At 71.7% G+C, this 25,272-nt stretch carries 24 protein-coding genes and 2 pseudogenes; 20 read left to right on the top strand and 6 right to left on the bottom strand.

Going from position 1 to position 25,272, the window contains the following annotated elements:
* Positions 1-78 precede the first annotated feature (78 nt).
* Complete coding sequence (locus tag QP939_RS07030) at positions 79-930, top strand: RecB family exonuclease (RefSeq protein ID WP_285459681.1); 852 nt, start codon at positions 79-81, stop codon at positions 928-930.
* Between the two features lie 14 nt (positions 931-944).
* Positions 945-1,358, top strand: coding sequence for a hypothetical protein (locus tag QP939_RS07025; RefSeq protein ID WP_285455754.1), 414 nt, complete (start codon positions 945-947; stop codon positions 1,356-1,358).
* 6 nt (positions 1,359-1,364) lie between these two features.
* On the opposite strand, the gene QP939_RS07020 is transcribed toward QP939_RS07025, so the two are convergent.
* Together QP939_RS07020 and QP939_RS07015 are read right to left on the bottom strand one after the other, a co-directional pair.
* The gene (locus tag QP939_RS07020) at positions 1,365-2,696 is read right to left on the bottom strand and encodes an Rv3212 family protein (RefSeq protein WP_285455753.1); all 1,332 of its coding nucleotides are present in this window, start codon (positions 2,694-2,696) and stop codon (positions 1,365-1,367) included.
* Between the two features lie 24 nt (positions 2,697-2,720).
* Positions 2,721-4,175 (bottom strand): DEAD/DEAH box helicase, encoded by a 1,455-nt coding sequence (locus QP939_RS07015; protein ID WP_285455752.1) that lies wholly within the window; start codon positions 4,173-4,175, stop codon positions 2,721-2,723.
* Positions 4,176-4,729: 554 nt separating this feature from the next.
* Here QP939_RS07015 and QP939_RS07010 point away from each other — a divergent pair.
* Positions 4,730-5,383, top strand: coding sequence for a ferritin-like fold-containing protein (locus QP939_RS07010; RefSeq protein ID WP_285455750.1), 654 nt, complete (start codon positions 4,730-4,732; stop codon positions 5,381-5,383).
* A gap of 119 nt (positions 5,384-5,502) precedes the next feature.
* The gene (locus QP939_RS07005; RefSeq protein WP_125307071.1) at positions 5,503-5,733 is read left to right on the top strand and encodes a DUF3107 domain-containing protein; all 231 of its coding nucleotides are present in this window, start codon (positions 5,503-5,505) and stop codon (positions 5,731-5,733) included.
* A gap of 54 nt (positions 5,734-5,787) precedes the next feature.
* On the opposite strand, the gene QP939_RS07000 is transcribed toward QP939_RS07005, so the two are convergent.
* Complete coding sequence (locus QP939_RS07000) at positions 5,788-6,147, bottom strand: YybH family protein (RefSeq protein WP_285455749.1); 360 nt, start codon at positions 6,145-6,147, stop codon at positions 5,788-5,790.
* Between QP939_RS07000 and QP939_RS06995 the strand changes: the two genes are divergently transcribed.
* Complete coding sequence (locus QP939_RS06995; protein ID WP_285455747.1) at positions 6,146-6,607, top strand: winged helix-turn-helix transcriptional regulator; 462 nt, start codon at positions 6,146-6,148, stop codon at positions 6,605-6,607. The two genes, QP939_RS07000 and QP939_RS06995, sit on opposite strands and share 2 nt — an antisense overlap.
* Here the strand turns inward: QP939_RS06995 and QP939_RS06990 are convergent.
* A pseudogene (locus tag QP939_RS06990) lies at positions 6,547-6,855 on the bottom strand (DUF4873 domain-containing protein); the annotation flags it as partial. The gene QP939_RS06995 and the pseudogene QP939_RS06990 overlap by 61 nt on opposite strands.
* Positions 6,852-7,622: a TetR/AcrR family transcriptional regulator gene (locus QP939_RS06985; RefSeq protein ID WP_285455746.1), complete on the bottom strand. Its 771-nt coding sequence runs from the start codon at positions 7,620-7,622 to the stop codon at positions 6,852-6,854. The gene QP939_RS06985 and the pseudogene QP939_RS06990, both read right to left, overlap by 4 nt.
* 54 nt (positions 7,623-7,676) lie before the next feature.
* On the opposite strand from QP939_RS06985, the gene QP939_RS06980 reads away from it, so the two are divergent.
* Positions 7,677-8,585 carry an AurF N-oxygenase family protein gene (locus QP939_RS06980; RefSeq protein ID WP_285455745.1) on the top strand — a complete coding sequence of 303 codons (909 nt, stop codon included), beginning with the start codon at positions 7,677-7,679 and terminating at the stop codon, positions 8,583-8,585.
* Positions 8,582-9,490 (top strand): alpha/beta fold hydrolase, encoded by a 909-nt coding sequence (locus tag QP939_RS06975; protein WP_285455744.1) that lies wholly within the window; start codon positions 8,582-8,584, stop codon positions 9,488-9,490. The genes QP939_RS06980 and QP939_RS06975 overlap by 4 nt, the downstream gene beginning before the upstream one ends.
* Positions 9,491-9,583: 93 nt before the next feature.
* On the opposite strand, the gene QP939_RS06970 is transcribed toward QP939_RS06975, so the two are convergent.
* Entirely contained in the window at positions 9,584-10,210 is a 627-nt protein-coding gene (locus tag QP939_RS06970) for a TetR/AcrR family transcriptional regulator (protein ID WP_285455743.1), read from the bottom strand.
* Between the two features lie 77 nt (positions 10,211-10,287).
* Here QP939_RS06970 and QP939_RS06965 point away from each other — a divergent pair, with 77 nt between their 5' ends.
* The 13 genes and pseudogenes from QP939_RS06965 to QP939_RS06905 all read left to right on the top strand — a co-directional run bounded on the left by QP939_RS06965 (position 10,288) and on the right by QP939_RS06905 (position 25,263).
* Positions 10,288-11,301, top strand: a complete 1,014-nt coding sequence (locus tag QP939_RS06965) for an alpha/beta fold hydrolase (RefSeq protein WP_434219635.1) — start codon at positions 10,288-10,290, stop codon at positions 11,299-11,301.
* Between the two features lie 80 nt (positions 11,302-11,381).
* Positions 11,382-12,542, top strand: coding sequence for a DUF3152 domain-containing protein (locus QP939_RS06960; RefSeq protein ID WP_285455740.1), 1,161 nt, complete (start codon positions 11,382-11,384; stop codon positions 12,540-12,542).
* A gap of 92 nt (positions 12,543-12,634) precedes the next feature.
* Positions 12,635-13,810, top strand: a complete 1,176-nt coding sequence (gene moeZ / locus QP939_RS06955) for an adenylyltransferase/sulfurtransferase MoeZ (RefSeq protein WP_285455739.1) — start codon at positions 12,635-12,637, stop codon at positions 13,808-13,810.
* Positions 13,811-13,951: 141 nt separating this feature from the next.
* On the top strand, positions 13,952-14,749 hold the full coding sequence (locus QP939_RS06950) for a TIGR02569 family protein (RefSeq protein ID WP_285455738.1): 798 nt from the start codon (positions 13,952-13,954) through the stop codon (positions 14,747-14,749).
* Between the two features lie 193 nt (positions 14,750-14,942).
* Entirely contained in the window at positions 14,943-16,991 is a 2,049-nt protein-coding gene (locus QP939_RS06945; protein ID WP_285455737.1) for a molybdopterin oxidoreductase family protein, read from the top strand.
* Positions 16,988-18,415: an FAD-dependent oxidoreductase gene (locus QP939_RS06940; protein ID WP_285455735.1), complete on the top strand. Its 1,428-nt coding sequence runs from the start codon at positions 16,988-16,990 to the stop codon at positions 18,413-18,415. Before QP939_RS06945 ends, QP939_RS06940 begins: the two co-directional genes overlap by 4 nt.
* The gene (locus QP939_RS06935) at positions 18,412-19,803 is read left to right on the top strand and encodes a nitrate/nitrite transporter (protein WP_285455734.1); all 1,392 of its coding nucleotides are present in this window, start codon (positions 18,412-18,414) and stop codon (positions 19,801-19,803) included. Before QP939_RS06940 ends, QP939_RS06935 begins: the two co-directional genes overlap by 4 nt.
* A gap of 1 nt (position 19,804) precedes the next feature.
* Positions 19,805-22,312 (top strand): nitrite reductase large subunit NirB, encoded by a 2,508-nt coding sequence (gene nirB, locus QP939_RS06930; protein ID WP_285455733.1) that lies wholly within the window; start codon positions 19,805-19,807, stop codon positions 22,310-22,312.
* Positions 22,309-22,653, top strand: a complete 345-nt coding sequence (nirD, locus tag QP939_RS06925) for a nitrite reductase small subunit NirD (protein ID WP_285455732.1) — start codon at positions 22,309-22,311, stop codon at positions 22,651-22,653. Before nirB ends, nirD begins: the two co-directional genes overlap by 4 nt.
* Positions 22,650-23,753 (top strand): uroporphyrinogen-III synthase, encoded by a 1,104-nt coding sequence (locus tag QP939_RS06920; protein WP_285455731.1) that lies wholly within the window; start codon positions 22,650-22,652, stop codon positions 23,751-23,753. The genes nirD and QP939_RS06920 overlap by 4 nt, the downstream gene beginning before the upstream one ends.
* Positions 23,754-23,853: 100 nt before the next feature.
* Positions 23,854-24,510: a TetR/AcrR family transcriptional regulator gene (locus QP939_RS06915; RefSeq protein WP_285455730.1), complete on the top strand. Its 657-nt coding sequence runs from the start codon at positions 23,854-23,856 to the stop codon at positions 24,508-24,510.
* A pseudogene (locus QP939_RS06910) lies at positions 24,480-24,848 on the top strand (maleylpyruvate isomerase N-terminal domain-containing protein); the annotation flags it as partial. The gene QP939_RS06915 and the pseudogene QP939_RS06910, both read left to right, overlap by 31 nt.
* A gap of 91 nt (positions 24,849-24,939) precedes the next feature.
* Positions 24,940-25,263 carry a maleylpyruvate isomerase mycothiol-dependent enzyme family protein gene (locus QP939_RS06905; protein WP_285455729.1) on the top strand — a complete coding sequence of 108 codons (324 nt, stop codon included), beginning with the start codon at positions 24,940-24,942 and terminating at the stop codon, positions 25,261-25,263.
* Positions 25,264-25,272 lie beyond the last annotated feature (9 nt).

Genomic DNA, 25,272 nt, shown 5'->3' with positions numbered 1-25,272 from the left:
GGCTTTCCGCGCGGGGTGGCGCGCCCCGCGCGGAAAGTGTCGGTGGTGGTGCGTAGCGTGGGCGGCGTGAAGGAGCAGATGGGGTTCGACTTCGGCGTCGCGCAACCGGTGCGGCTGACGAAGGTCTCGCCGGCGCGGCTGGCGACCTTCGACGACTGCCCGCGCCGCTACCGGCTCGCGTACCTCGACCGGCCGACGCCGCAGCGCACCGGGCCGTGGGCGCACAGCACGCTCGGTGCGGTGGTGCACAACGCGTTGCGGGCGCTGTTCGACCTGCCGGTGCTCAAGCGCGTGCCGCAGCGAGCGGTCGCGCTGGTCGCCGAGTTCTGGAAGGACGCGGGCTTCGAGAGCGACGAGCAGGCGGCGCGGTACCGGGCGCGGGCCAAGGGGTGGGTGGCGGAGTACGTCGAGGACAACGACGTGAGCCACGACCCGGTCGGGCTCGAGCGGTGGGTGTCCGCGCCGGTCAACTCCGAGCCGGGGGAGCGGCCGTCGATGATCATCGAGGGCCGCGCCGACCGGATCGACGCGCGGGCGGGGGAGCTGGTGATCGTCGACTACAAGACGGGCCGCCGCCCGCCGGACGAGTACGAGGCGCGCGCGTCGCAAGCGCTGGCGCTGTACGCGGTGGCGGCGGCGCGGACGTTGCGGATGCCGTGCACGACGGTCGAGCTGCACCACCTGCCGACCGGCACGATCGCGGCGGCCGAGCACACACCGGAGAGTTTGCGCCGGCACCTGCAACGCGCGGAGGAGACCGCCGGGGACTTGAGGCTGGCCACGGATACCCTGGACGCGGGCGGCGACGGGGACGTGCTGTTCCCGCCCCGCCCGGACCGGCGCTGCGCCTGGTGCGACTTCCGGCCGAGCTGCGCGGCAGGCCAGGAAGCCGCCCCGGCGGCGCAGCCGTGGGACCTGCTGGCGCCCTGACGAGGAGGGGGAACGTGGCTTCACCGGACACCGACGAGCTGGCGACGGTGCCGCTCCCCGCGGGAGAGGCGGACGCGGAGCAGACCGAGCCGCAAGAGCGGGTCGAGCCCGAGGAGATCGAAGCCGCCACATCCGAACCCGTGGCTCTCGAGCGGGAGCGCGGGCGCTGGTGGCGCGGCTTGACCGGCTCGCTGGCCGCAGGACTCGCCGTGCTCGCGATCGGCGTGCTGGTCGTGGCGGGCATCTGCCTGTACACCGGCGCCCCGGGGCCCGGCGCGGCCATGCTGATCGGCCACCCCGTCGCGGCGGTGCTGGCCCTGTCGGCTCAGCGCGTGGTGGATCGGCGCAACGGAGCCGCAGCCGTGGGCGCCGGGGTGGCCGTGGTGCTGTTCACCGTCTCGGCGCTCACCCTGTTCTGGCTCACCTGACCAGGCTTACTTCAGCGCCGTCAGCGTGTCGCCGCGCTGTTCGAGCAGCACCGGGCCTGCCGCGCCCAGGCGGACCACTCCCGCGTACCCGCGGCGGTCCACCCCGACCGTGCGGATCGTCGACCCGTCGTTCTCGTTCAGCACCGCCAGGCCGCCCTTGATCGGGACCACCAGCTGCTGCGCGAACGTGATTCCCGGGCCCATCGCGCTGCTCAACGTCCAGCGCGGCGAAAGGTCGTCGCGGGACAACGCCAGTACCTTCGATCCGCTGAACCAGTACACGTTCTGGGTTGTCCTGGTCGTCGCTTCCGTTCCCCCGGGCGGGTCCTGGGCCAGGTCCGACTCCGGCACGTCCAACGGGTACGCCGCGCGCTGGGAACCGTCGCCGTTGTAAATCACCAGGAGCTTCTGGTCCGGCAGGACCACCGCCGTCAAGTCGCCCGACATCGCGATCACGCGCGCCCTCTTGCCCGCCAGCACCGAACTGAAGCTGACCTGGGGCTCGTCGTCCTTCTCCGGGGCCGCCTTGTACACCGTCAGGCGGTCGGCCGGGTCTCCCGGGCAGCGCTCGATCACGCCGACCTTGCCCGACGCCGCCGCCACCGTGCCGTACGTGCAGCCCGTCCTCGGCTGCTTGCCCGCGTTCACCAGCGCCGGGACCTGGCCGTACTCGGCGCTCTTCACCAGGTCGTCGCGCCACGTGTCGAGGAGCTTCTTGCCCGTCGTCGTCACGTGCGAGCCGTCGCTGACCAGCTGCGTGCCCAGCTCCGCGTTGCCGTTGCGCTGGGCCGTGATCCGGCCCGTGCCCGGGTCGAGCTGCGTGACCTCACTGCAGTTCAAGCTCTTGTGGTACACGGCGTTCAGCCGCCCCCACGTCTCGTTCACCGTGCACAGCGGCAAATCACGCGAGTAGTGCCAGCGGATCTGGCCGGTCAGCGGGTCGCGGTCGGCGACCTCGCCGCCGTCCGCCGTCGCCACCGTGTCGCCCGCCACCACCGGGACCGGCGTCGCGCCGCTGCGAGCGCTCCACAGTTCCGCCAGCGAACCCGGCACCTTGTCCGGCGCCGCCGGCAACGGCGGTGGTGGCGCCGCCTCGGTCCGGTCGGTGGCCGCGCTGTCGCTCGTCACCGCCACGACCAGCGCGACCGCCACCACGACGACCGCGATCAGCGCCGCGATCACCCTGTCCCGCCCGCGGTTCCAGGGCGACCGGCGCGCCTTCACCCGCGGTGCGGGCGCGGGCGGGCTCTCGACGTCTTCGAGGACGTCCTCGGAGCCGTACTCGGGAGCCGGGTCCGCTTCAGGCGCGTCTTCCGGCGCCTTCGACTCGTCGCTCACTTACCCGACCCCCGTGCGTAGGCCTCAGTCTGCCGACGCAGGTGTATCAGACGTGGCGACCGGACGGCGACGGCGGCGCCGACGAGCCGGGCGCTCGGCGTTCTCGCCGGACTCCTTCTCGGTGGCCGGGCCGGTCGCCTCCGGGGCGGTGCCACTGCGGCGACGCGTCCGCGTGCGACCCTCCGACGCCGGAGCCGGAGCCTCGCCGGACTCGGCGGCCGCCTTGTCCGCGGCCTCGATCGCCTCGGCCGCGCGCGAGCCGCCGCGGGTCCGCTTGCGCGGGGCCCGGGTGCGCTTGCGCGGCGCGTCTTCGGAGGCGGGCTCGCCACGACGACGGCCGCGCTTCTTGCCGCCCAGGTCCTCTTCCTCCTCGGCGGCCAGGCCCGCGCGGGTCCGGTTGGCCAGCGGGAGCCGGCCGGTGGTGCCCGCCGGGATGCCCAGGTCCTCGTACAGGTGCTTCGACGACGAGTACGTCTCCACCGGCTCCGGCTTGTCCAGCCCGAGGGTGTCCGAGATCAGCTTCCAGCGCGGCTCTTCGTCCCAGTCGACCAGGGTGACGGCGACGCCGGTGCGGCCCGCGCGGCCGGTGCGGCCGATGCGGTGGACGTAGGTCTTCTCGTCGTCCGGGCACTGGTAGTTGATCACGTGGGTGACGTCGTCGATGTCGATGCCGCGGGCGGCGACGTCGGTCGCGACCAGTACGTCGACCTTGCCCGAGCGGAACGCGCGCAGCGCCTGCTCGCGGGCGCCCTGGCCCAGGTCGCCGTGCACGGCGGCGGCCGCGAAGCCGCGCTCGACCAGGTCGTCGGCCACCTTCTGCGCGGTGCGCTTGGTGCGGCTGAAGATCATCGTCAGGCCGCGGCCCTCGGCCTGCAGCACGCGGGCGATGACCTCGGGCTTGTCCATCGAGTGCGCCCGGTAGACGAACTGGGTGGTGCGCTCGTGGATCGCGCTCGCGTCGTTCTCTTCGGCGCGGATGTGCGTCGGCTGGCGCAGGAACGTGCGGGCCAGCGTGATGATCGGGCCGGGCATGGTGGCCGAGAACAGCATCGTCTGCCGCTCGTCCGGCACCATCCGCAGGATGCGCTCGATGTCGGGCAGGAAGCCGAGGTCGAGCATCTCGTCGGCCTCGTCCAGCACGAGCCCACGGACCTTGCCGAGGACCAGGTGCTGCTGCTCGGCGAGGTCGAGCAGCCGGCCCGGGGTGCCGATCACGACGTCGACGCCCTTGCGGAGCGCCTCGATCTGCGGCTCGTACGGGCGGCCGCCGTAGATGGCCAGCGTGCGGATGCCGAGGTGCTTGCCGGCGCCCTTGAGGTCGTTGGCGACCTGGATGCACAGCTCGCGCGTGGGCACCACGACCAGCACCTGCGGGGTGCCGTCGCCGGGGACCTGCACGCGGTGCAGCAGCGGGACGCCGAAGCCCAGCGTCTTGCCCATGCCGGTGCGGGCCTGGCCGATGAGGTCGTCGCCGGCCATCGCGAGCGGCAGCGTGAGCGCCTGGATCGCGAAGGTCCGCTCGATGCCGGCCTCGCCGAGTGCCTTGACGATCTCCGGCTTGACGCCGAAGGACGCGAAGGTCGGGGCCTCGGGCTCGACCTCGACGCCCGCCTGCAGCGGGTGCGAGGTGTCGAGCGCGGCCGGGCCGGTCTCGCTGTGTTCCAGCGCGACGGCGGGGGGCTGTTCGGTTGTGGGAATTTCTGCGGTCAGGGTGATCGCCTCTCTCGTGACCAGCGCGCACAGCCCTGGGTCCGCTCGACACTCGACCGGGAGTAAACCCTGGTCCCTGGCGCTGATGTGAAGCGCGGAACCGGTCCGTCCCGGGAATGCCGGAAGAGGCGTGCACGCACATTGCAGTACGTCGGCAAGCCACGTGACCTGCCTGTTTCCCGACGCCGGTATGGCGTACGGAAGCTTGATCTCGAACGCCAGTGTACCTGGTCAGCAGTTTTTCGACAGTACCCGGCGCGCCGGAGCCAGTGTGATCGGTCTCGTCGCGGCACGCCCGGGTGCTTCGGCGATACCCTGCCCCCGTGACCGAGCCGAAAGAGATCTCCGAGGGCGTAGTCGACCTTCTGGGTGTGATCGCCTACCTCGAACTGTCCGCGTTCGACCGGATGGCGGAAGACGCCCGCAGCGCCCCGACGCTGGACGGCCGGGCGGCGCTGGCGCAGATGGCCGCCGCGGAGATCGGTCACTACGGCCTGCTCGAGAAGCACCTCGCCGCGCACGGCGTCGAGATCGCGGACGCCATGGCGCCCTTCGTGGCCCAGGTGGACGCCTGGCACGCCTCGACGCCGCCGAAGTCGTGGCTCGAGTCGCTGGTCAAGGCCTACGTCGGCGACGGGCTGGCCGCCGACCTCTACCGCGAGATCGCCAGCTGGCTCGACGCGGAGACCAAGGACCTCGTGCTCACCGTGCTCGCCGACACCGGCCACTCCGCCTTCGCCGAGCGCGAGGTGGCGGCCGGCATCCAAGCCGACCCGAAGACCCGCGACAAGCTCGCCCTGTGGGGGCGCCGCCTGCTCGGCGAGGCGCTGACCCAGGCCCAGTACGTCGTCGCCGAGCGCGACGGGCTTGCCGAGCTGATCGTCAGCGGTTCGGGCGACCTCTCCGGAATTGCCGCGCTGTTCCGGCGGTTGCAGCAAGGGCACACCAAGCGCATGCAGGCGCTCGGCCTGGGCTGATCCCGATGGAGTACCCGGAAGTGACGACGCGGTCGAGCGCGGACATGCGCCACCGGAACGAGCCCGTTCGGTTAGCCTTGCCGAGCACATCCCTTACGAATTTCCAGCGGAGGTCCCACGTGGAGGTCAAGATCGGCATCAAGGACACACCGCGCGAGCTGGTGGTGTCCAGTGGCCAGTCTCCCGAAGAGGTGGAGAAGCTGGTCGCCGAGGCCCTGACGGCCGGTGACGGGCTCTTCCGCATCAGCGACGAGAAGGGGCGCAAGTACATCGTCCCGTCCGACCGCATCGCGTACGTCGAGATCGCCCCGTCCGACGTCCGCAAGGTCGGCTTCGGCGTCGGCGACTGACAGTTTCTTCGGACACCGGTGGCGGTCACCTCGCGAGGTGACCGCCACCGCCGTTCACCCGGCCACCCCGAAGGGGTTGTCGATGACGTACCGCCACTTCCCGTCCGCGCCGCGGCGGGCGACGTCGGTGGCGGTGCCGCGCACTTCCCGGCCGATCGACCAGTCGACGACGAGCAGGGCGAGCCCGCCCGCCACGTGGACGCGGCGCGGCCGGACCTCGATCGGACGGCCGAGCCGTTGCAGGGCGTCGTTGGCGGCCCGCCGCGCGTCCCCGGTGACGGCCGTGCCGTCCGCGGTGACCAGGACGGCGTCGGCTTCGTAGACCCGGTCGAGCAGATCGGGGTCGCCGCTGTTGAAGGCCTCGGCGAACACCGCCGGGTGCCGGGCGGCCTCGGTGGTCAGTGTGAAGGTCATGGCGACCAGCGAACCGGAGGCGCACGTGGCTCACCAAACGGTGCGGAACTGGGACGAAACCCTCGTCCCGTCCGCGGCCGGGCGCACCGACCGGCCGACGCCGGACTGCCCGGTGGAAGCGGCGCTGGCGGCCGTCGCCGGCCGCTGGACCACCCTCGTGCTGCGCGAGCTGATGCACGGCCCGCACTCCTACAGCGCCCTGCGCGCGGCCTTGCCGCGGCTCAGCGACAAGGTGCTGACCGAGCGGCTCGCCGACCTGCGTGCACGCGGCCTGGTGCGCCGCTCGGCGCGCACCGGGTTCCCGTCGCGGGTGACCTACGACCTGACGGACGCGGGCCGCGCGCTGCGGCCGCTGCTCGTGGAGCTGTACCGCACCGGCGAGGAGCTGCTCAGGCGTTGCAGCTCTTCCAGGGTCGTCGGCACGTGGAACGGCGGCGTGCTGGTGCCCGTGATGCGGTAGCGGCCCCACGGGTCCGGGTCCGACAGCTCGCCCGTGGCGGTGTGCGTGCCCGTCTCGATCGTCACCGGCTTCTTCTTGCCGCCCGCCAGCTTCGCCAGCTCCTCGTTCACCGCCACCCGGCCGTACCAGCGGTAGTAGCCGTCGATCGGCTGGAAGTAGCCGCGCAGCTCGACCGTCGCCGGCACGGAGACCCCGTCGACCACCAGCGTGGCCGGACCGCTGTAGCCGTCTTCGTCGTGCTCGCTCATGACGTTTCCTCCAACGACTGCGAAGCGCGGCCCAGCTGGACCACCTTGTTGGCTTCCAGGGGCTGGTTCGGGTCGATGACCACGCCGTTCTGGCGGGTCAGGCCGTCGATGGCCGCCCAGATGATCTGCGTCAGGTACTCGACGACCGCGTCGCGGCCCATCGAGCGGCGGTCCAGCCACCACTCGCCGGTGTTCTGGACCATGCCGACGATGCCGTGCGCCCACGGCTCGGCCGCGCCGGAGTCCATGTTGAACATCCGCATGTAGTCGCCGAGCAGCGCCGTCAGCGCCGTCGCGATCAGCTCCTTGTCCTCGGCGACGACGTCCGAGGAGACCGGCTTCTCCGGGCGCCCATGCGCCAGCAGCCGGTACAGGTTCGGGTGCTCCTCGATCACCGTGAAGAACGCGTCGAGGGCCATCCGGATCCGCGGGACCGGCGCCAGCTCGGCGTTGATCGCCGGGATCAGCCGCTCGAAGAGGATCTCCGTGCCGCGCTGGCCGAGCGCCACGTAGAGGTCGGCCTTGTCGTCGAAGTGCCGGTACAGCACCGGTTTCGTGACGCCGGCCTCCGCGGCGACGTCCTCCATGCCGAGGTCCGGCCCGTGCGTGTCGAGGGCCCGCAGCGCGGCCTCGACGAACTCCTTGCGCCGGGCGATCCGGTGCTTGCGCCAGCGGTCGCGGCGGGCGTCGCCGGTCGCCTCCTCGTCGCGCGACGAGGACTTGGACTGCTTGCCGGAGCGCTTGACACGTTCGATCACGAGCCTCATGCTACCAGAGGTAACTGTTACCTCAAGTTACATGTTGCGGAAGGGGTGTCGGCAATGACGCGGACGCTGAAGGAAACGGATCGCGAGAAGACCGCGGACCGGCTGCTGAAGTCGTCGGCGAACAAGTTCTACGACCCCGACGTCGACATCGACTGGACCGCGCCGCTGGTCGAGGGCAAGCGCTACATCCTCGAAGAGCGCTCCTCGCTCTACGGCACCGAACTCTGGGAGAAGCTGACCCCCGAGCAGCGTGTCGAGCTGGGCAAGCACGAGATCGCGAGCATCGCGACGACCGGGCTGTGGTTCGAGATCCTCCTGATGCAGATGCTGCTCAAGGAGGTCTACGAAGAGGACCCGACGTCCGCGCACGCCCAGTTCGCGCTCACCGAGATCGCCGACGAATGCCGCCACTCGACGATGTTCGCGCGGATGGCGGCGCGGATCGGCTGCCCCGCCTACGGCCCGGTGCCGTGGCTGCGCCGCCTCGCGAAACTCATGCCGACGATCTCCTACGGCCCGGCCCGCTACGGCGCGATCCTGGTCGCCGAGGAAGTGCTGGATCGGCTGCAGCGCGAGCAGATGAACGACGAAGGCATCCAGCCGCTGGTCCGGATGGTCAACCGGATCCACGTCCTCGAAGAGGCCCGGCACGTCACCTTCGCGCGCGAAGAGGTCACGCGCGGGATGGCGAAGCTGTCGAAGGCCGAGATCGCCTACCAGCAGTTCATCATCGCGCTCATCTCGTACTTCGTGACGCGGGCGTTCATCAACCCCAACGTCTACAAGGCGGTCGGCATCCGGCCGCGCGACGGCGTCGAAGCGGCGCTGAACAACCCGAACTGGCACGGGACGATCGCCTGGGCCGGGGAGAAGATCATGCCGTTCCTCGAAGAGTCCGGGCTGGTCGGGCTGCCCGGGAAGTTCTTCTGGCGCAAGTCGTTCCTGCTCCCGGCGGGCCGATGACCACCGCGTCGCGGCTGCGCGACCCCTCGATCGAGCACCGGTTCGTCGCGAGCGACGGCGCCGCCCTGCACGTCTCGCAAACCGGCCCGGCCGACTCCGCGGTGACGCTGGTGCTGGTGCACGGCTGGACGCAGGACCACCGCACGTGGGACTTCGTCGTGCCGCACCTCGACCCCGGCGTCCGCGTGCTGCGCTACGACCTGCGCGGCCACGGCGGCTCGGCGCAGGCTCGCCCCGGCGCGGCGACGATCGCCCGGCTGGCCGACGACCTCGCCGAGCTCATCGCTTCGCGGGTGCCGTCCGGACCGGTGGTGCTGGCCGGGCACTCGATGGGCGGCATGACGCTGATGGTGCTCGCCGAACGGCACCCGTCGCTGGTCCGCGAACGGCTGGCGGGCGCGGCGTTCGTGGCGACGTCGTCCGGCGACATGGACAAGCTGACGCTCGGCTTCCCCGGACTGGTCGGCCGGAGCGTGACGCGTTTCGAGCCGAAGCTGGCCCGACTGCTGGCCGGGCTGCGGTCGGACACCCTGCGGCTGCGGCCGGGGATGGTCCGCTCCGGAGCGCGTCGCCTGGTGTTCGGGAACCGGCCGGGACGCGAGCAGGTGGACAGCGTCGTCGAGCAGCTGCTGGCGGCGCACCCGGCGAGCGCGGGCATGTTCCTCGACGCGATCGCGTCCCACCGCGGAGTGGGCGGGCTGGGCGCGCTGTGCGACGTCCCGTCGGTGGTGCTGGCGGGGGAGAAGGACCGGCTGTGCCCGTTGGCGCACGCGAAGGTGATCGCGGACGAGCTGCCGCACGCGGAGTTCGTCCGCTACCCCGGCGCAGGCCACATGCTCCCGCAGGAGCGCCCGTACGAGGTGGCCCGCCGCATCAGCGCGCTGGTCCGCACGGCCGCTCGCTGACAAGCGCCCCAAGGCGGCCTTGGTTGCGTCTCACGCACCGAAGGCCGCCTTGGGTGCGTCTGACGCACCGAAGGCCACATTGGGGCGCTTGGGTCAGGCGTCCTTGAGGGGGAAGCCGCCGCCGATGCCTCGCCAGGCCAGGTTGGCCGTCAGGGCCACTGCTTCCTCCTGGCTCATCGACTGGTGGTGCTGCAGCCAGAACCGGGCGCTCACCTGGCTCATCCCGACCAGCCCGACCGCCAGCAGCCGCGCCTTGTCCTCGTCGAGGCCCGCGTCCGCCGTGATCGTCTCGGTGATCGCGTCCACGCTCGCCGACGTCGCCCGGTCGACCGCTTCCTGGACCGCCGGCTCGCCGCGCAGGTCGGACTCGAACACCATCCGGAACGCGCCCGCGTCGTTGCTGACGAAGTCGAAGAACGCGCCGACCGTCGCCGGGACGCGCTGCTTGTTCTCCGTCGTCGAGTCCAGCGCGTTCTGCACGCGCTTGACCAGCTCGTCGACGTGGCTCTCCAGCAGCGCGATGTACAGATCGAGCTTGCCGGGGAAGTGCTGGTACAGCACGGGCTTCGAGACGCCGGCGACCTCGGCGATCTCGTCCATCGCGGCGGCGTGGTAGCCGTTCTCGGCGAAGACCCGCTGCGCCGCGGCGAGGAGCTGGGCCCGGCGCTCCGTCCGGGGCAGCCGCACCCCACGTTGCTGCAGCCGCGTCATCTCCGTCATGCTCTTCCTCCCGTCCTCGGCCCTTCGACGGGCGGGTTCGCCACCGCGTGAAGTCGACCTGAAGATTACTCGCCGGTATGTATGCCTTGCCACGGGTCGGGCATCCTGGGTTCGTGAACACCGCCGCGACCGCGCGGGCGCCGCTGACGCACGTGCCCCTTTCGACCAGGGAATTGCCGTCCCTCGAGCCGGTGGTCCCGCCGTGGCCGGCGAACTTCGAAGAGGTCGGCACCGCCCGGCTGCACGTCCGCCGCACGCCGGGTCCCGACGGCGTGCCCGCGGTGTACGTCCACGGCCTCGGCGGGTCCTCGACGAACTGGACCGACCTGGCCGCGCTGCTCGCGCCGGTCGCCGGGGGCACCGCCCCCGACCTGCCCGGCTTCGGCTACTCCGAGCCCGAGGAGGGCTTCGACTTCAGCCTCCAGGCCCACGCGGAGGTCGTCGCGCGGCACATCGAGGACGTCGGCGCGCCCGTCCACCTGCTCGGCAACTCGATGGGCGGCGCCATCGCGCTGCTGGTCGCCGCGCGGCGACCCGAACTCGTGAAGACGCTCACGCTCATCTCCCCGGCGGTCCCGGACCGGCGGCTCGACCCGCGCCGCCTCTCCGACCCGCGGATGGCGCTGGCCTACCTGCCGCTGGTCGGCGCCCGGGTGCGGGCGCAGCTGGCCGCGCTCGGCCCGCGGGAACGGGCCATGCAGGTGATCAAGCTGTGCTTCGCCGACCCGTCGCGGTTCCCGGAGAGCAGGCTCGACGAGCTGGCCGAGGAGCACGGCGCCCGCGCCGGGTTCGATTGGGCCGCGCCGGCGCTCGCGCGCAGCACCTTCGCCATCTTCCGGGCCTGGTCGACGCTCGGGAAGGCGTCGCTGTGGGCCACCGCGCCGCGCGTGCGGGCACCGACGCTGGTGGTGTGGGGCCGTGACGACCGCGTCATCTCGGTGCGGCGGGCCGTGCGGACCGCGCGGGCGCTGCCGCGGGCCCGGCTGCTCGTGCTCCCGCGCACCGGCCACGTCGCCCAGATGGAACGTCCGGTCGTCGTCGCGAAGGCCGTCCTGGGCATGTGGGAGCACGTCGAAGCGGGCACCTGGTAGTCCGATCGGGTGACAACAAATCCCCGGGTGGTGCGCCAGTCGCCGATAACGGTTCGGTGGCGCTGTGGCACCCTGGTGCGGTGGACCGGGTGAAGCAGGACGCGCGAGGCGAAGATCGGCGGGCTCCCCACCGCGCGTCGGCCCGCCGCGTGCCGCACGGCGCCCCGGAGCCCGAAGAGTCCCCGCGCACCGGGCAGTACCGGCCGTCGAAGCAGCCCGCCCAGCGCATCGGCGAGGACCGCTACCGGCCGGGCACCCGCCGGACGAGCGCCGAACCGCTGAGCGCCTCCTGGAAGCCGCACCAGGAAGCCCGGCAGGCGAAGCCGGAGCCCCCGAAGTCCGGGCTCGCGAAGCTGACCAAGACCTACGGCTGGCGCGTCTACGCCCTGCCGATCCTCGTCGTGCTGACCGTGCTCGTCGTGGTCAACACGGCCAACAGCCCGGCCCAGCCGATCGCCGAGGAGGGCACCGGGACGAGCGTCGAGTCCGCGGGCGGCGACTCCTCCGGCGGCGCCATCGACGGCAACGGCGAGCAGGGCATCCCGGAGAACCCGGCGACGCCGGTCAAGCTCGACGTGCCGACCGCCGACCTGCCCACCGGCAGCCCGTTCACGCAGACCGGCAAGGGCACGTGGCACGTCGTGCCGGGCAGCGGCCCGAAGGTCGGCACCGGGAAGCTGTACACCTACACCGTCGAGGTCGAGGACGGCATCGACCCGGCGAGCTACGCGGGTGACGACGCCTTCGCGAGCGCCGTCCAGGGCACGCTGTCGGATCCCAAGAGCTGGACGTGGGACGGCAAGATCGCGCTGCAGCGCGTCGACGCCAACTTCCCCAACCCGTCGTTCCGGGTGAGTCTCACCACACCGGACACCACGCACCGCGCCGACGCCTGCGGCTTCCAGATCACCTTCGAGGCGTCCTGCTACCGCAAGAGCATGGGCCGCGTGCTGATCAACCTGGCCCGCTGGGTGCGCGGCGCGAAGGCGTTCGGCGCGGACATGACCGCGTACCGCCAGTACGCCATCAACCACGAGGTCGGGCACGCCCTGGGCAACCAGCACGTCGGCTGCGGCGGCAACGGCCAGCCGGCGCCGGTGATGATGCAGCAGTCCTTCGGCGTCGCCGACGACTACGTCTCGATGCTCAACGACATCCCCGGCGGCGACAAGGGCAAGGTGGCCAAGGACGGCCGTGTCTGCGTGCCGAACGCCTGGCCGAACCCCACTCCGAAGCAGTAGCGCGTCCCATCATCTGGACGAGGGAAGGCATATTTGCCTGCGCGCGTTGTGCATAGTGGGATGGACGCGATCCGCGCGAGATGGAGGACCCGATGTCAGCACTGCCGCCGCTCGTCGAGCCGGCTGCCGAGCTCACCAAGGACGAGGTGGCCCGGTACAGCCGTCACCTGATCATCCCGGACGTCGGGGTGACCGGGCAGAAGCGGCTGAAGAACGCGAAGGTCCTGGTGATCGGGGCCGGCGGCCTCGGCAGCCCCGCGTTGCTGTACCTGGCCGCGGCCGGGGTCGGCACGCTCGGCATCATCGACTTCGACGTCGTGGACGAGTCGAACCTGCAGCGCCAGGTCATCCACGGTCAGTCCGACGTCGGCAAGCTCAAGGCCGCGTCCGCGCAGGAGTCGATCGCCGAGATCAACCCGCTGGTCAAGGTGCACCTGCACACCGACCGGCTGGACTCGTCGAACGCGCTCGAGATCTTCGAGCAGTACGACCTGATCCTCGACGGCACCGACAACTTCGCCACCCGCTACCTGGTGAACGACGCCGCAGTGATCCTCGGCAAGCCCTATGTCTGGGGCTCGATCTTCCGGTTCGAGGGCCAGGTCAGCGTCTTCTGGGAGGACGCGCCGAACGGCAAGGGCCTCAACTACCGCGACCTCTACCCGGAGCCGCCGCCTCCCGGCATGGTCCCCTCCTGCGCCGAGGGTGGCGTGCTGGGCGTGCTGTGCGCGTCCATCGGCTCGATCATGGTGACCGAGGCGATCAAGCTCATCACCGGCATCGGCGAGCCGCTGCTCGGCCGCCTGATCAGCTACGACGCGCTGGAGATGAAGTACCGCGAGGTCAAGATCCGCAAGGACCCGGAGACGCCGAAGATCACCGAGCTGATCGACTACGAGGCGTTCTGCGGTGTGGTTTCCGACGAGGCCGCGCAGGCCGCGTCGGGCAGCACGATCACGCCCGCCGAGCTCAAGGCCAAGTTCGACAACGGCGACAACTTCGCCCTGATCGACGTCCGCGAGCCGCACGAGTACGAGATCGTCAACATCAAGGGCGCGACGCTGATCCCGAAGGACCGGATCCTGTCGGGCGAGGCGCTGGCCGAGCTGCCGCAGGACAAGCCGATCGTCCTGCACTGCAAGTCGGGTGCCCGTTCGGCCGAGGCCCTCGCCGCGCTGCACGCGGCCGGGTTCAAGGACGCGACGCACCTCGGCGGCGGCGTGCTCGCCTGGGCGCGCCAGATCGACCCGAGCCTGCCGACCTACTGATCGTTGTCCCGTGAGGGGCACCTTCCCGGCTTTCACCGCCGTGAAGGTGCCCCTCACGGCGTTTCGTCCGACTCCTAAAACACTGCGTGACCAGCGCGTCTTCTCGATCGTGGACCACCCGGCCGGGTAACGTCACGACCCGTGCGGTCAACCCTCGAAAGACCTCCGGCCCGCGTCTGCGGGGCCTTCGGCGGCGATGCCGACACCACCGAGCCGTTACCGGACTCGACGGCCTGGCGCTGCGGCGACCTCGTCTTCAAGCCGGTCGTCGACAAGGCCGAGACCCTCTGGACCGCCCGCGCCCTCGACTACGTCGACGAGCCGGGCCTGCGCGTCGCGAAGCCGGTCCGCTCGACCGACGGCCGCTGGATCGTCGGCGGCTGGACGGCCTCCCGGTTCGTGAGCGGCACGCCGGAGCACCGCGGTGACGAGTCGGTCCTCGCCGCCGTGAAGCTGCACCGGGCCACCCTCGGCCTGCCCCGGCCGGACTTCCTCGCCGCCCGCCAGGACCTCGACGCCGTCGCCGACCGCGTCGCCTGGGAAGAGCTCGAAGTCCCCCTCGAAGAAACCAAGGGCGGCCGCTGGTTCGAGGTCCTCGCCGGCTCGCGCCGCCCCATCAAGCTCCCGCACCAGGTGGCGCACGGCGAACTGCTGGCGGGCCTGCTGTTCGACGGCGACGCGGCCCCGGGCCTCGTCGACTTCGTCCCCTACTACCGCCCGGGCGAGTACGGCGCGGCGATCGTCGCGGTCGACGCGCTCGCGTGGGGCGGGGCCACCCGGGCGCTGCTCGAACGCTGGGCGCACCTGCCGGAGTGGCCGCAGCTGCTGCTGCGCGCGGTGCTGTTCCGCCTCGCGGGCAACGCGCTCAACCCGCGGTCCACCCAAGCTTCGCTCGACGGCCTGCGCGCCGCCGCGAGCGAGGTGTCCGGCATTCTGTGACCGAGGTCGCAAGATCGCGCGTCATCTCCGGTTCCGCCCCGCTGACCTCCGGACTCCCGTTCCGTGGACGCCGATCTCACCGGCCGGGCGACGGCCGCCCCGCCGTAATGTCAACTGCCTGAAACATTCGGTCGAATCCGGTTAACAAGGCCTCCTTAGCGTCAGGGCATCCCCGAACGCCGAGGAGGTGCCCGTGCCGCAGGTCGACACCCACTGCCCGTACTGCGCGCTGCAGTGCGGGATGAGCCTGGACGGCGCCCGCGTGACGCCGCGGGACTTCCCGGTGAACGCCGGCGGCCTGTGCCAGAAGGGCTGGACCTCCGGCAGCCTGCTCACCAGCCCGAAGCGGCTGACCACTCCGCTGCTGCGGGTCAACGGCGCGCTCGAGCCGGTGAGCTGGGACTTCGCCCTCGACTTCGTCGCCCGCAAACTGCGTGAGACGCAGGAAGCCCACGGTCCGGACGGCGTCGCGATCTTCGGCGGCGGCGGGCTGACCAACGAAAAGGCCTACCTGCTCGGCAAGTTCGCCCGCGTCGCGCTCGGCACCTCGCAGATCGACTACAACGGCCGGTTCTGCATGTCCTCGGCCGCCGCCGCGGGGATCAAGGCCTTCGGCGCCGACCGCGGGATGCCGTTCCCGGTAACCGATCTGAAACAAGCCGACGTCGTGCTGCTCGCCGGGGCGAACCCGGCCGAGACGATGCCGCCGTTCACCCAGCACCTGCGCGGCACCGACCTGATCGTCGTCGACCCGCGGCGCACCCCGACCGCCGAGCTGGCGAGCCTGCACCTGGCCCCCGCGCCGGGCACGGACCTCGCGCTGGCCCTGGGCATCCTGCACGCGGTCGTCGAAGGCGGCCACCTCGACCGGTCCTATGTGGACGAACGAACGAGCGGCTTCGAAGACATGTGGCGGATCGTCGCGAGCTGGTGGCCGGAGCGCGCCGAGCGCGTCACCGGCGTCTCGGCCGCGGACATGCGCCTCGCCGCCGCGAAGCTCGCCACCGCCCGCAACGCCTACATCCTCACCGCCCGCGGCACCGAGCAGCACGCCACCGGCACCGCGACCGTCGGCGCGTGGATCAACCTCGCGCTCAGCCTCGGCCTGCCCGGCCGCAAGGGCTCCGGGTACGGCTGCCTGACCGGTCAGGGCAACGGCCAGGGCGGGCGCGAGCACGGCCAGAAGGCCGACCAGCTGCCCGGCTACCGCAAGCTCGACGACCCGGCCGCGCGCGAGTACGTCGCCGGGGTGTGGGGCGTCGACCCGGAAAGCCTGCCTGGTCCCGGCCGCTCGGCGAGCGAACTGCTCGAAGCGCTCGGCCAGGACGGCGGCCCGAAGGCGCTGATGGTCTTCGGCAGCAACGTCGTCGTCTCGGCGCCGCGCTCACAGCGCGTCCAGGATCGGTTGTCGTCTTTGGACTTCCTGGTCGTCGCGGACTTCGTGCTGTCGGAGACCGCGGCCATGGCCGACGTCGTCCTGCCGGTCACCCAGTGGGCCGAGGAAGACGGGACGCTCACCAACCTCGAAGGCCGAGTCCTGTTGCGCCGCAAGGCGTTGACGCCGCCGCCGGGCGTCCGCTCGGACCTCGACGTCCTCCACGGGCTCGCCGAACGCCTCGGCCAACCGGACGGCCGGTTCCCGACCGACGCCGAGACGGTGTTCGAGGAGTTGCGGATCGCGTCGAAGGGCGGCGTCGCCGACTACTCCGGTGTCAGCTACGACCGGTTGCGCGCGGGCGAGGCCCTGCACTGGCCGGTGCCCGCCGACGACCACCCCGGCACCCCGCGGATGTTCCTCGACGCCTTCGCCCACCCCGACGGCCGCGCGCGGTTCGTGCCGGTGGAGCACACCGGCCCGGCCGAGCTGCCGGACGAGGACTTCCCGTTGCAGGCCACCACCGGCCGCGTGCTGCAGCACTACCAGTCGGGCGCGCAGACCCGGCTCGTGCAGGAGCTGAACGACGTCGTGCCGGAGGCGTTCGTCGAGGTCCACCCGGACACCGCCAAGCGCGCCGGGCTGGAAGAAGGCGACCGTGCGGTGGTCCGGTCGCGGCGCGGCGAAACCGTCGCGAAGGTCCGGTTCGCCCAGTCCCTGCAGCCTGATCTCGTGTTCCTGCCGTTCCACTTCCCGGGTGAGCAGCGCGCCAACCTGTTCACCAACCCGGCGCTCGACCCGGTCTCCCGGATGCCGGAGTTCAAGGTGTGTGCCGTGTCCTTGTCTACTGTGGATGGTGCCGCGTGAAGCCTCGTGAAGTCGTCATCGTCGGCTACGGCATGGCCGGAGCCCGGCTCGCCGACGAAATCCGCCGCCGCGACCCGATCGCCGAACGCGTCCGGCTGACCGTGCTCGGCGCGGAGAAGCACGCGGCCTACAACCGGGTGCTGCTCTCGGCCGTCGTCGCGGGCGGGATGAGCGCCGAGAGCGTTCGCCTGCACGACGACGAATGGGCCGCCCGCCACAACATCGATCTGCGGCTCGGCGTCGACGTCGCCCGCATCGACCGCGAGAAGCGCTGCGTCGAGCTGGCCGACGGCTCCACGGTGGACTACGACGCCCTGGTGCTCGCCACGGGCGCCAACCCGTGGATCCCGCCGGTCGAAGGCCTCGAAGCCGGGCCGGGCGTGGTCGCCTTCCGCAGCCTCGACGACTGCGCCAAGATCCTCGACGCCGCCCGCTTCGGCGCGCCGGTAGCCGTCCTCGGCGGCGGCCTGCTCGGGCTGGAAGCCGCCCGCGGGCTGGCCGGGCGGGGCAACCAGGTGACCGTCGTGCACCCGCTCGGGCACGTCATGGAACGCCAGCTCGACCCGGCCGCCGGGCACGTGCTGGCCCGCCAGCTCAGCGACATGGGCGTCACGTTCAAGTTCGGCGCCACCGCCGCCCGCTACCTCCCGGGCGACGGGCTCAAGCTCGACGACGGCACCCTCGTCCCGGCCGACCTGGTCGTCGTCGCGGCCGGGGTCCGCGCCGAGACGAGCCTGGCCGCCGACGCCGGGCTGGACGTCGACATGGGCATTCTCGTCGACGACACCCTGCGCACCAGCGACGGCCGCATCCACGCCCTCGGCGACTGCGCCCGCCACCCCGGCGCCCCGGCCGGGCTCATCCAGCCCGCGTGGGAACAGGCCGAAGTCCTCGCCGACGTCCTGACCGGGACGAACGCGGCGGCCCGCTACCGCGGCACCACGGCCGTGACCCGGCTCAAGGCCCGCGGCATCGACCTCGCCGCACTCGGCGAGACCCAGCTCGAAGCATCCGACAACGGCGCCGAGGTGCTCACCTTCAACGACCCCACCGGCGGCCGGTACGGCAAGCTCGTCGTCCGCGAAAACCGCGTCACCGGAGCGATCCTGCTCGGCCTGCCCGACGCGGCCGCGACCATCACCCAGTTCCACGACCGCGGGACGCTGCTGCCGGAAGACCGGCTCGCCGTCCTGCTGGGCCGCGCGCTGCCCAGCGGCAGCACCCCGGCGGCCAGCCCGGCCGACCTGCCCGCGGCCGCGGTGATCTGCCGCTGCAACAACGTCACCAAGGGCCGGCTGATCGAAGCCTGGAAGGCCGGGGCCACCGACACTCCCGCACTGGCGCGGGCCACGCGAGCCACGACGGGCTGCGGCGGGTGCACCGACACCGTCGGCGGCATCGCCAACTGGCTCGCGGCGCAATGACCGACCCGACCCGTCGCAAGGAGAACTTCGTGGCACACCAAGGAAAGCACTGGATCGAGCACTGGGAACCCGAGAACGCCGAGTTCTGGGAGTCCACGGGCAAGAAGGTCGCCCGCCGCAACCTCTGGTTCTCGGTCTTCGCCGAGCACATCGGCTTCTCCATCTGGACCCTGTGGTCGGTCATCGTCCTGTTCATGGGCAAGGACTACGGGTTTTCCGCGGCCGACAAGTTCCTGCTCGTCTCGACGCCGACGCTGATCGGCGGCCTGATGCGGCTGCCCTACACCTTCGCCGTCGCGAAGTTCGGCGGGCGCAACTGGACGGTCGTGTCCGCCGCGCTGCTGCTGATCCCGACGGCGCTGGCCGCCGTCGTGCTGCACCCCGGCACGTCGCTCGGCACGTTCCTGCTGGTCGCGGCCCTCGGTGGGGTCGGCGGCGGCAACTTCGCGTCGTCGATGACCAACATCAACGCCTTCTACCCCGAGAAGCACAAGGGCTGGGCCCTGGGCCTCAACGCCGGTGGCGGCAACCTCGGCGTCGCCGCGATCCAGCTGGTCGGGCTGCTGGTGATCGGCACGGCGGGCGCGACCGCGCCACGGGTCGTGCTGTTCATCTACCTGCCGCTGATCGTCGTCGCCGCGGTGTGCGCGTACTTCTACATGGACAACCTCGCCACGATGAAGGGCGACACCAAGGCGATGCGCGAGGTCGTCAAGGAGCCGCACACCTGGGTGATGTCGTTCCTCTACGTCGGCACGTTCGGCTCGTTCATCGGCTACAGCTTCGCCTTCGGCCTGGTGCTGCAGAACCAGTTCGGCCGCACCCCGCTGCAGGCGGCCGCGGTGACGTTCCTCGGCCCGCTGCTCGGCTCGCTTTCACGGCCCACGGGCGGCTGGCTCGCCGACCGCGTCGGCGGCGGCAAGATCACCTTCGCCACGTTCATCGGGATGGCGCTGGCGACGGTCGTGCTGGTCCTCGCCTCGACGTCGAAGTCCCTCGCGCTGTTCACCATCGCGTTCATCGTGCTGTTCGTGCTCACCGGCATCGGCAACGGCTCGACGTACAAGATGATCCCGGCGATCTTCCGCGCCAAGGCGAGGATCGCGATCTCGAACGGCGCCGAGGAAGCGGCGGAGCTGCTCAAGGCGCGGCGCCTGTCCGGCGCGCTGATCGGCCTGGCCGGCGCGATCGGCGCCGAGGGCGGCCTGTTCATCAACCTCGCCTTCCGGCAGTCGTTCGCCGACGCGCACAGCGGGGTGCCCGCGTTCATCGGGTTCCTCGTCTTCTACGGGCTCTGCTTCGCCGTCACCTGGGCGGTCTACCTGCGGAAGCCCGCCGAACAGCCCACGAGTGAGCGCGGTCTGGCGCTCGCGGGAGCGGAGGTCTGACATGCCCACCTTGGTCGTCGCCGGACACGGCATGGTCGCCCACCGGCTCGTGGAGGCGGTGCGCGCGGAAGACCCTTCCGGCACTTGGCACATCGTCGTCCTGTCCGAGGAGCCGCGCCCGGCGTACGACCGGGTGGCGCTCACGTCCTACGTGGACACCTGGGACCCCGCGTCGCTCGCCCTGCCCGGGTCCGACTACGCGGATGACTCCTTTGTGGATCTCCGGCTCGGGGAGCTGGCGGTTTCAGTGGACCGGGCCGCGAAGACGGTCACCACGGCGTCCGGTGCCGTCGTCGCCTACGACGCCCTGGTCCTGGCGACCGGCTCGCGGCCGTTCGTGCCGCCGGTGCCCGGCCACGACCTGCCCGGCTGCTTCGTCTACCGGACCATCGAAGACCTCGACGCGATCCGCGCGGCGGCGATCGACAAGCCGGGCCGCGGCCGCCGGTCGGCCGTCGTCATCGGCGGTGGCCTCCTCGGCCTGGAGGCCGCGAAGGCGTTGCGGGACATGGGACTCTCCCCGCACGTCGTCGAGATGGCGCCGCGGCTGATGCCGCTGCAGGTCGACGAGGGCGGCGGCTCGCTGCTGCGGCGGCTCATCACGAACCTCGACGTGACCGTCCACACGGGAACGTCGACCGACGCCATCGAGGCCGACGGCTCGCGGCTGCTGGCCAAGCTGGGCAACGGCACCGAGCTCGACGTCGACCTCGTCGTGTTCTCCGCGGGTGTCCGGCCGCGCGACGACCTCGCCCGCCGGTCCGGTTTGGACGTCGGCCCGCGCGGCGGCGTCCTGACGGACTTGTCGTGCCGGACCAGCGACCCGGCGATCTACGCGATCGGTGAGTGCGCCGCGGTCGACGGTCGCGTGTACGGCATCGTGGCGCCCGGCTACGCGATGGCGGAGATCGTCGCGGCCCAGCTGACCGGCGGCGCCGGGGAGTTCCCGGAGCCGGACACGTCCACGAAGCTGAAGCTGATGGGCGTCGACGTCGCTTCCTTCGGCGACGCGCACGCGGCGACTGAAGGCGCGTTGGAAGTCGCTGTCAACGACGCGGTCGCCGGGACGTACAAGAAGCTCGTGGTCACCGACGACGGCAAGACGCTCCTGGGCGGGGTGCTGGTCGGCGACGCGACCGAGTACAACACGCTGCGCGCGCTGGTCGGCCGTCCGCTCCCGGCCGAGCCGGGCGCGATCCTCGCCCCGGCGGGCGGCGGCGCGGCGGTCGGCGTCGACGCGCTGCCGGACACGGCACAGATCTGCTCGTGCAACGCGGTGTCCAAGGGCGCGATCACCAACGCCATCCACGAAGAGGGCTGCGACACCGTCCCGAAGCTGAAGGCGTGCACCCGCGCGGGCACGGCCTGCGGGTCGTGCGTCCCGCTGCTGAGCAAGCTGCTCAGCGCCGCCGGCGTCGAGCAGTCGAAGGCCGTCTGCGAGCACTTCCCGCAGTCGCGCGCCGAGCTGTTCGAGATCGTCCAGGCCACGCGGATCACGACGTTCAGCGAGCTGATCAGCCGCTACGGCTCGGGCAGCGGCTGCGCGATCTGCAAGCCCGCGGTGGCGTCGATCCTGGCCACGCTGGGCAACGGGCACGTGCTCGGCGGCGAGCAGATGACGTTGCAGGACACCAACGACCGGTACCTGGCGAACCTGCAGCGCAACGGCACGTACTCCGTCGTCCCGCGGATCCCGGGCGGCGAGATCACGCCGGACAAGCTGATCGTGATCGGCGAGGTGGCCCGCGACTTCGGGCTGTACACCAAGATCACCGGCGGCCAGCGGATCGACCTGTTCGGGGCCACGGTGGACCAGCTGCCGCTGATCTGGCGGCGGCTGGTGGACGCCGGGTTCGAGTCCGGGCACGCGTACGGCAAGGCGTTGCGCACGGTCAAGTCGTGTGTCGGGTCGACGTGGTGCCGCTACGGCGTGCAGGACAGCGTCGGGCTGGCGATCGAGCTGGAGCTGCGTTACCGCGGGCTGCGGTCGCCGCACAAGCTCAAGTCGGCGGTCTCGGGCTGCGCGCGGGAGTGCGCCGAGGCGCGCAGCAAGGACTTCGGCATCATCGCGACGGAGAACGGCTGGAACCTCTACGTCGGCGGCAACGGCGGCACCGCCCCGCGGCACGCTGACCTGCTGGTGTCCGATGTGGACACCGAGACGCTGATCCGCACGATCGACCGGTTCCTGATGTTCTACGTGCGCACGGCCGACCGGCTGCAGCGGACGGCGCCGTGGATCGAGGAGATGGAGGGCGGCCTCGACCACCTGCGCGCGGTGATCGTCGACGACTCGCTCGGCATCTGCGAGGACCTCGACGCGGCGATGGCCAAGCACGTCGACAACTACGCCGACGAGTGGAAGGGCGTCCTGGAGGACCCGGAGAAGCTGGCCCGGTTCACGTCCTTCGTCAACGCGCCGGGCACGCCCGACCCGGCGATCTCGTTCCGGTCGGAGCGGGAGCAGAAAGTGCCCGTGATGCTGGGTGTCCCGGAGGTGCGCCGATGACGACGTCGATCGAACGAACCTGGACGGCGGTCTGCGCCGCCGGCGCGGTGCCGGAGTACGCGGGGGTGGCCGCGCTCCTGGACGGCGGCGTGCAGGTGGCGATCTTCCGGCTGCCGGGCGACCGGTTCTACGCACTGTCCAATTGGGACCCGTGCAGCGGAGCGGCGGTGCTGTCCCGCGGCATCGTGGGCGACGCCGGTGGCGTCCCGGTGGTGGCGTCGCCGGTCTACAAGGAACGGTTCGCCCTCGACAGTGGACAGTGCCTGGACGCGCCGGACGTTTCGGTGCCGGTGTTCGAGGTGCGCGTGCGAGAGGGCGTGGTCGAAGTGGAGAGCCCGTGAGCGATGTGCTCCCACTGGCCGGTTTCGTGGTCGGCATCACCGCGGCGCGCCGGGCGGACGAGCTCGGCGCGCTGCTGGTGCGCAAGGGGGCGAGCGTCCGCTACGGGCCGGCGATCCGCATCGTGCCGCTGACGGACGACACGGAGCTGCACGCGGCGACGACGAGGCTGTTGTCGTCCCCGGTGGACGCGGTGGTGGCGACCACGGGCATCGGCTTCCGCGGCTGGCTCGAGGCGGCCGAGGGCTGGGGCCTCGGCGATTCCCTGCTCTCGCGGCTTTCGTCGGCTTCGCTGCTGGCGCGCGGCCCGAAGGTGACGGGCGCTCTTCGCGCGGCTGGCCTTTCGGAGTCGTACTCGCCGACGTCGGAGAGCAACGCGGAGTTGTTGCAGCACCTGCTGGCGTCGGGCGTTTCGGGGATGCGGATCGCGGTCCAGCTGCACGGCGAGCCGTTGCCGTATTTCGTGGACGCGTTGCGCGACGCGGGTGCCGAGGTCATCGAGATTTCGGTGTACCGGTGGGTGAGTCCGGTCGACCCGGGCCCGGTGGACCGGTTGCTCGACGGGGTGCTGGACGGATCGATCCACGCGTTGCCGTTCACGAGCGCCCCGGCGGCGGCGTCGTTGATCGCGTTGGCGCGCCGGACGGGCCGGTTGCCGGGGCTGGTGTCGGCGTTGTCCGGGCCGGTGGTGGCGGCGTGCGTCGGGCCCATCACGGCTGGACCGTTGGCGGCGCTGGGGGTGCCGACGGTCCAGCCGCAGCGGGCCCGGATCGGGGCGTTGGCACGGACGGTGTCGGAGACGCTGGTGGCCCGCTCGCCGCGGTTGCGGGCCGGGGGACGGTCGATCGAGCTGCGCGGGCAAGCGGCCATTGTGGACGGTGAGTGGCGGGAGGTGGCCCCGGCACCGATGGCGTTGCTGCGGGCTTTGGCGGCCTCGCCGGGGCGGGTGGTTTCGCGGCGTGAGTTGATCTCGGCGTTGCCTGGGGGCGGGGAGGAGCACGCGGTGGAGACCGCCATCGGGCGGCTGCGGACTTCACTGGGGGGCGGGAAGGTGGTGCAGACGGTGGTCAAGCGGGGGTACCGGCTGGCCGTGGACGCCTGAGCCGCCGGGCTTGCTCCATCCGGGCGACCGCGTCTTGCCGCCGCCCCATGAGGGGAATAACCTATAGCCCAAGCTAGAGCTCATAGCCTGGAGTGACCCGGTGGACGAGACGCGCGGACCCCAACGACGCCGCCGGGCGGACACGCGGCGGGAGATCCTCGACACCGCCGTCGACGTCATGCGGGAGCGGGGCGTCGCCGGACTCAGCCTCTCCGAGGTGGCGCGGCGCGTGGGCATTCGGCAGCCCTCGCTCTACAAGCATTTCGCCTCGCTCAACGCCGTGTACGACGAGCTGTTCCGGGAGGGCGCGGAACAGCAGCGAGATGTGGTGGCCCGGGCGGTGAAGGGGAGCCCGCCCGGGCTGCCCGCCCTCACCGCCGCCGTCGAGGCGCTCGGGCGGCTTGCCATGACCTTCCCCGTGCACGCCCAGCTCGTCGCCTGGCGGCCCGTGCCCGAGTTCGCTCCTTCGCCCGAAGCCTTCGGGCCCAGCGTCGAAATGGTCGAGCTGGTGCGGGGAACCCTGCGGGACGCCGTCGCGGCGGGGAAGCTCGACCCCGCCGCCGATTCCGACGCCGGTGTCGCCCTGGTTTCGATCGTGGTTTCCGGGACCGTCACCCAGCAACTGGCCAACGAACCCGGCGCCACCTACGAAGAAGGCCGCTTCAGCTCGCTGCTGCCGCAGGCCTTCGCCATGTTCGTCCGGCACTTCACCCCGGGAGGGGAGCCATGCACCAGACCCGGACCACCCACGCTCTGACCATCCCGCGCCCGGACCGCGAAGAAGTCGCCTGCGGCGGCCTCGCGGAGCTGACCGCGCTCGACGACCTCCTCAGCTCGCTCGACGACAGCGACTGGCGACAGCCGACCGCCTGCGGCTGGACTGTGCACGAGGTCGTCGCCCACCTCCTCGGCCAGCACCTCGAGACGGCGCGGCCGTGGACGATCGGTGGCCGAATCCGCGCCGCCCGGCGGCGGTTTCCTGGACTGTCCGCTTTGGACGCGCACAACGCGTTGCAGGTGGCCACCTTCTCGCCACTGTCCGATGTGGAGCTTCGAACGCGGCTCGCGCGGGTCGGCCCGCGTGCGGTCCGGATGCGGCGGCGCACGCCGGGGTTCATCCGGCGGCAGCCGAGCGAACGGTACTTCCCCGGCGAGCCGCTCGTCGAGCCGGAAGCTCGCGTACGTCATGGATGTGCTGTCCAATCGCGACACCTGGATGCACCGGCTGGAGATCGCGCGCGCCACCGGCCGCCCGTTCCGCGGAGGCGACGACGGCGTCGTCGCACAGGTTGTGCGCGACCTCGCGCAGGAGTGGACGGGTCCGCCGCTGGTCCTGGAGCTCACGGAGCCGGACGGACAGTGGCGGCTCGGCGACGGCGAGCCCGTCGCACGGGTGCGGACCAGCGCGATCGACTACCTGTGGCACCTCTCCGGGCGGCCGGGGGAGCCGCACCTCGAGGGCGACCCCGCCGCGGTGGAGGCGCTGCTGGCGGCTCGCGTCGTGTTCTGACCGGCCCGG

Source organism: Amycolatopsis nalaikhensis (assembly GCF_030264295.1).
GTDB lineage: Bacteria > Actinomycetota > Actinomycetes > Mycobacteriales > Pseudonocardiaceae > Amycolatopsis > Amycolatopsis nalaikhensis.
Note: the sequence above shows the minus strand (reverse complement) of the source record. Positions and strands in the feature narration are given on the sequence as shown.

Excerpts from the sequence above, each read along its gene's own strand:
- QP939_RS06905 (WP_285455729.1), top strand. The coding sequence starts at position 24,940 with ATGGATGTGCTGTCCAATCGCGACACCTGGATGCACCGGCTGGAGATC.
- QP939_RS07000 (WP_285455749.1), bottom strand. The coding sequence starts at position 6,147 with ATGACCTTCACACTGACCACCGAGGCCGCCCGGCACCCGGCGGTGTTC.
- QP939_RS06985 (WP_285455746.1), bottom strand. The coding sequence starts at position 7,622 with ATGAGGCTCGTGATCGAACGTGTCAAGCGCTCCGGCAAGCAGTCCAAG.
- QP939_RS07030 (WP_285459681.1), top strand. The coding sequence starts at position 79 with ATGGGGTTCGACTTCGGCGTCGCGCAACCGGTGCGGCTGACGAAGGTC.
- QP939_RS06970 (WP_285455743.1), bottom strand. The coding sequence starts at position 10,210 with ATGACGGAGATGACGCGGCTGCAGCAACGTGGGGTGCGGCTGCCCCGG.
- QP939_RS06995 (WP_285455747.1), top strand. The coding sequence starts at position 6,146 with ATGGCGACCAGCGAACCGGAGGCGCACGTGGCTCACCAAACGGTGCGG.
- QP939_RS06975 (WP_285455744.1), top strand. The coding sequence starts at position 8,582 with ATGACCACCGCGTCGCGGCTGCGCGACCCCTCGATCGAGCACCGGTTC.
- nirB (WP_285455733.1), top strand. The coding sequence starts at position 19,805 with ATGCCCACCTTGGTCGTCGCCGGACACGGCATGGTCGCCCACCGGCTC.
- QP939_RS06935 (WP_285455734.1), top strand. The coding sequence starts at position 18,412 with ATGACCGACCCGACCCGTCGCAAGGAGAACTTCGTGGCACACCAAGGA.
- QP939_RS06980 (WP_285455745.1), top strand. The coding sequence starts at position 7,677 with ATGACGCGGACGCTGAAGGAAACGGATCGCGAGAAGACCGCGGACCGG.
- moeZ (WP_285455739.1), top strand. The coding sequence starts at position 12,635 with ATGTCAGCACTGCCGCCGCTCGTCGAGCCGGCTGCCGAGCTCACCAAG.
- QP939_RS07015 (WP_285455752.1), bottom strand. The coding sequence starts at position 4,175 with ATGGCCGGCGACGACCTCATCGGCCAGGCCCGCACCGGCATGGGCAAG.
- QP939_RS06965 (WP_434219635.1), top strand. The coding sequence starts at position 10,288 with ATGTATGCCTTGCCACGGGTCGGGCATCCTGGGTTCGTGAACACCGCC.
- nirD (WP_285455732.1), top strand. The coding sequence starts at position 22,309 with ATGACGACGTCGATCGAACGAACCTGGACGGCGGTCTGCGCCGCCGGC.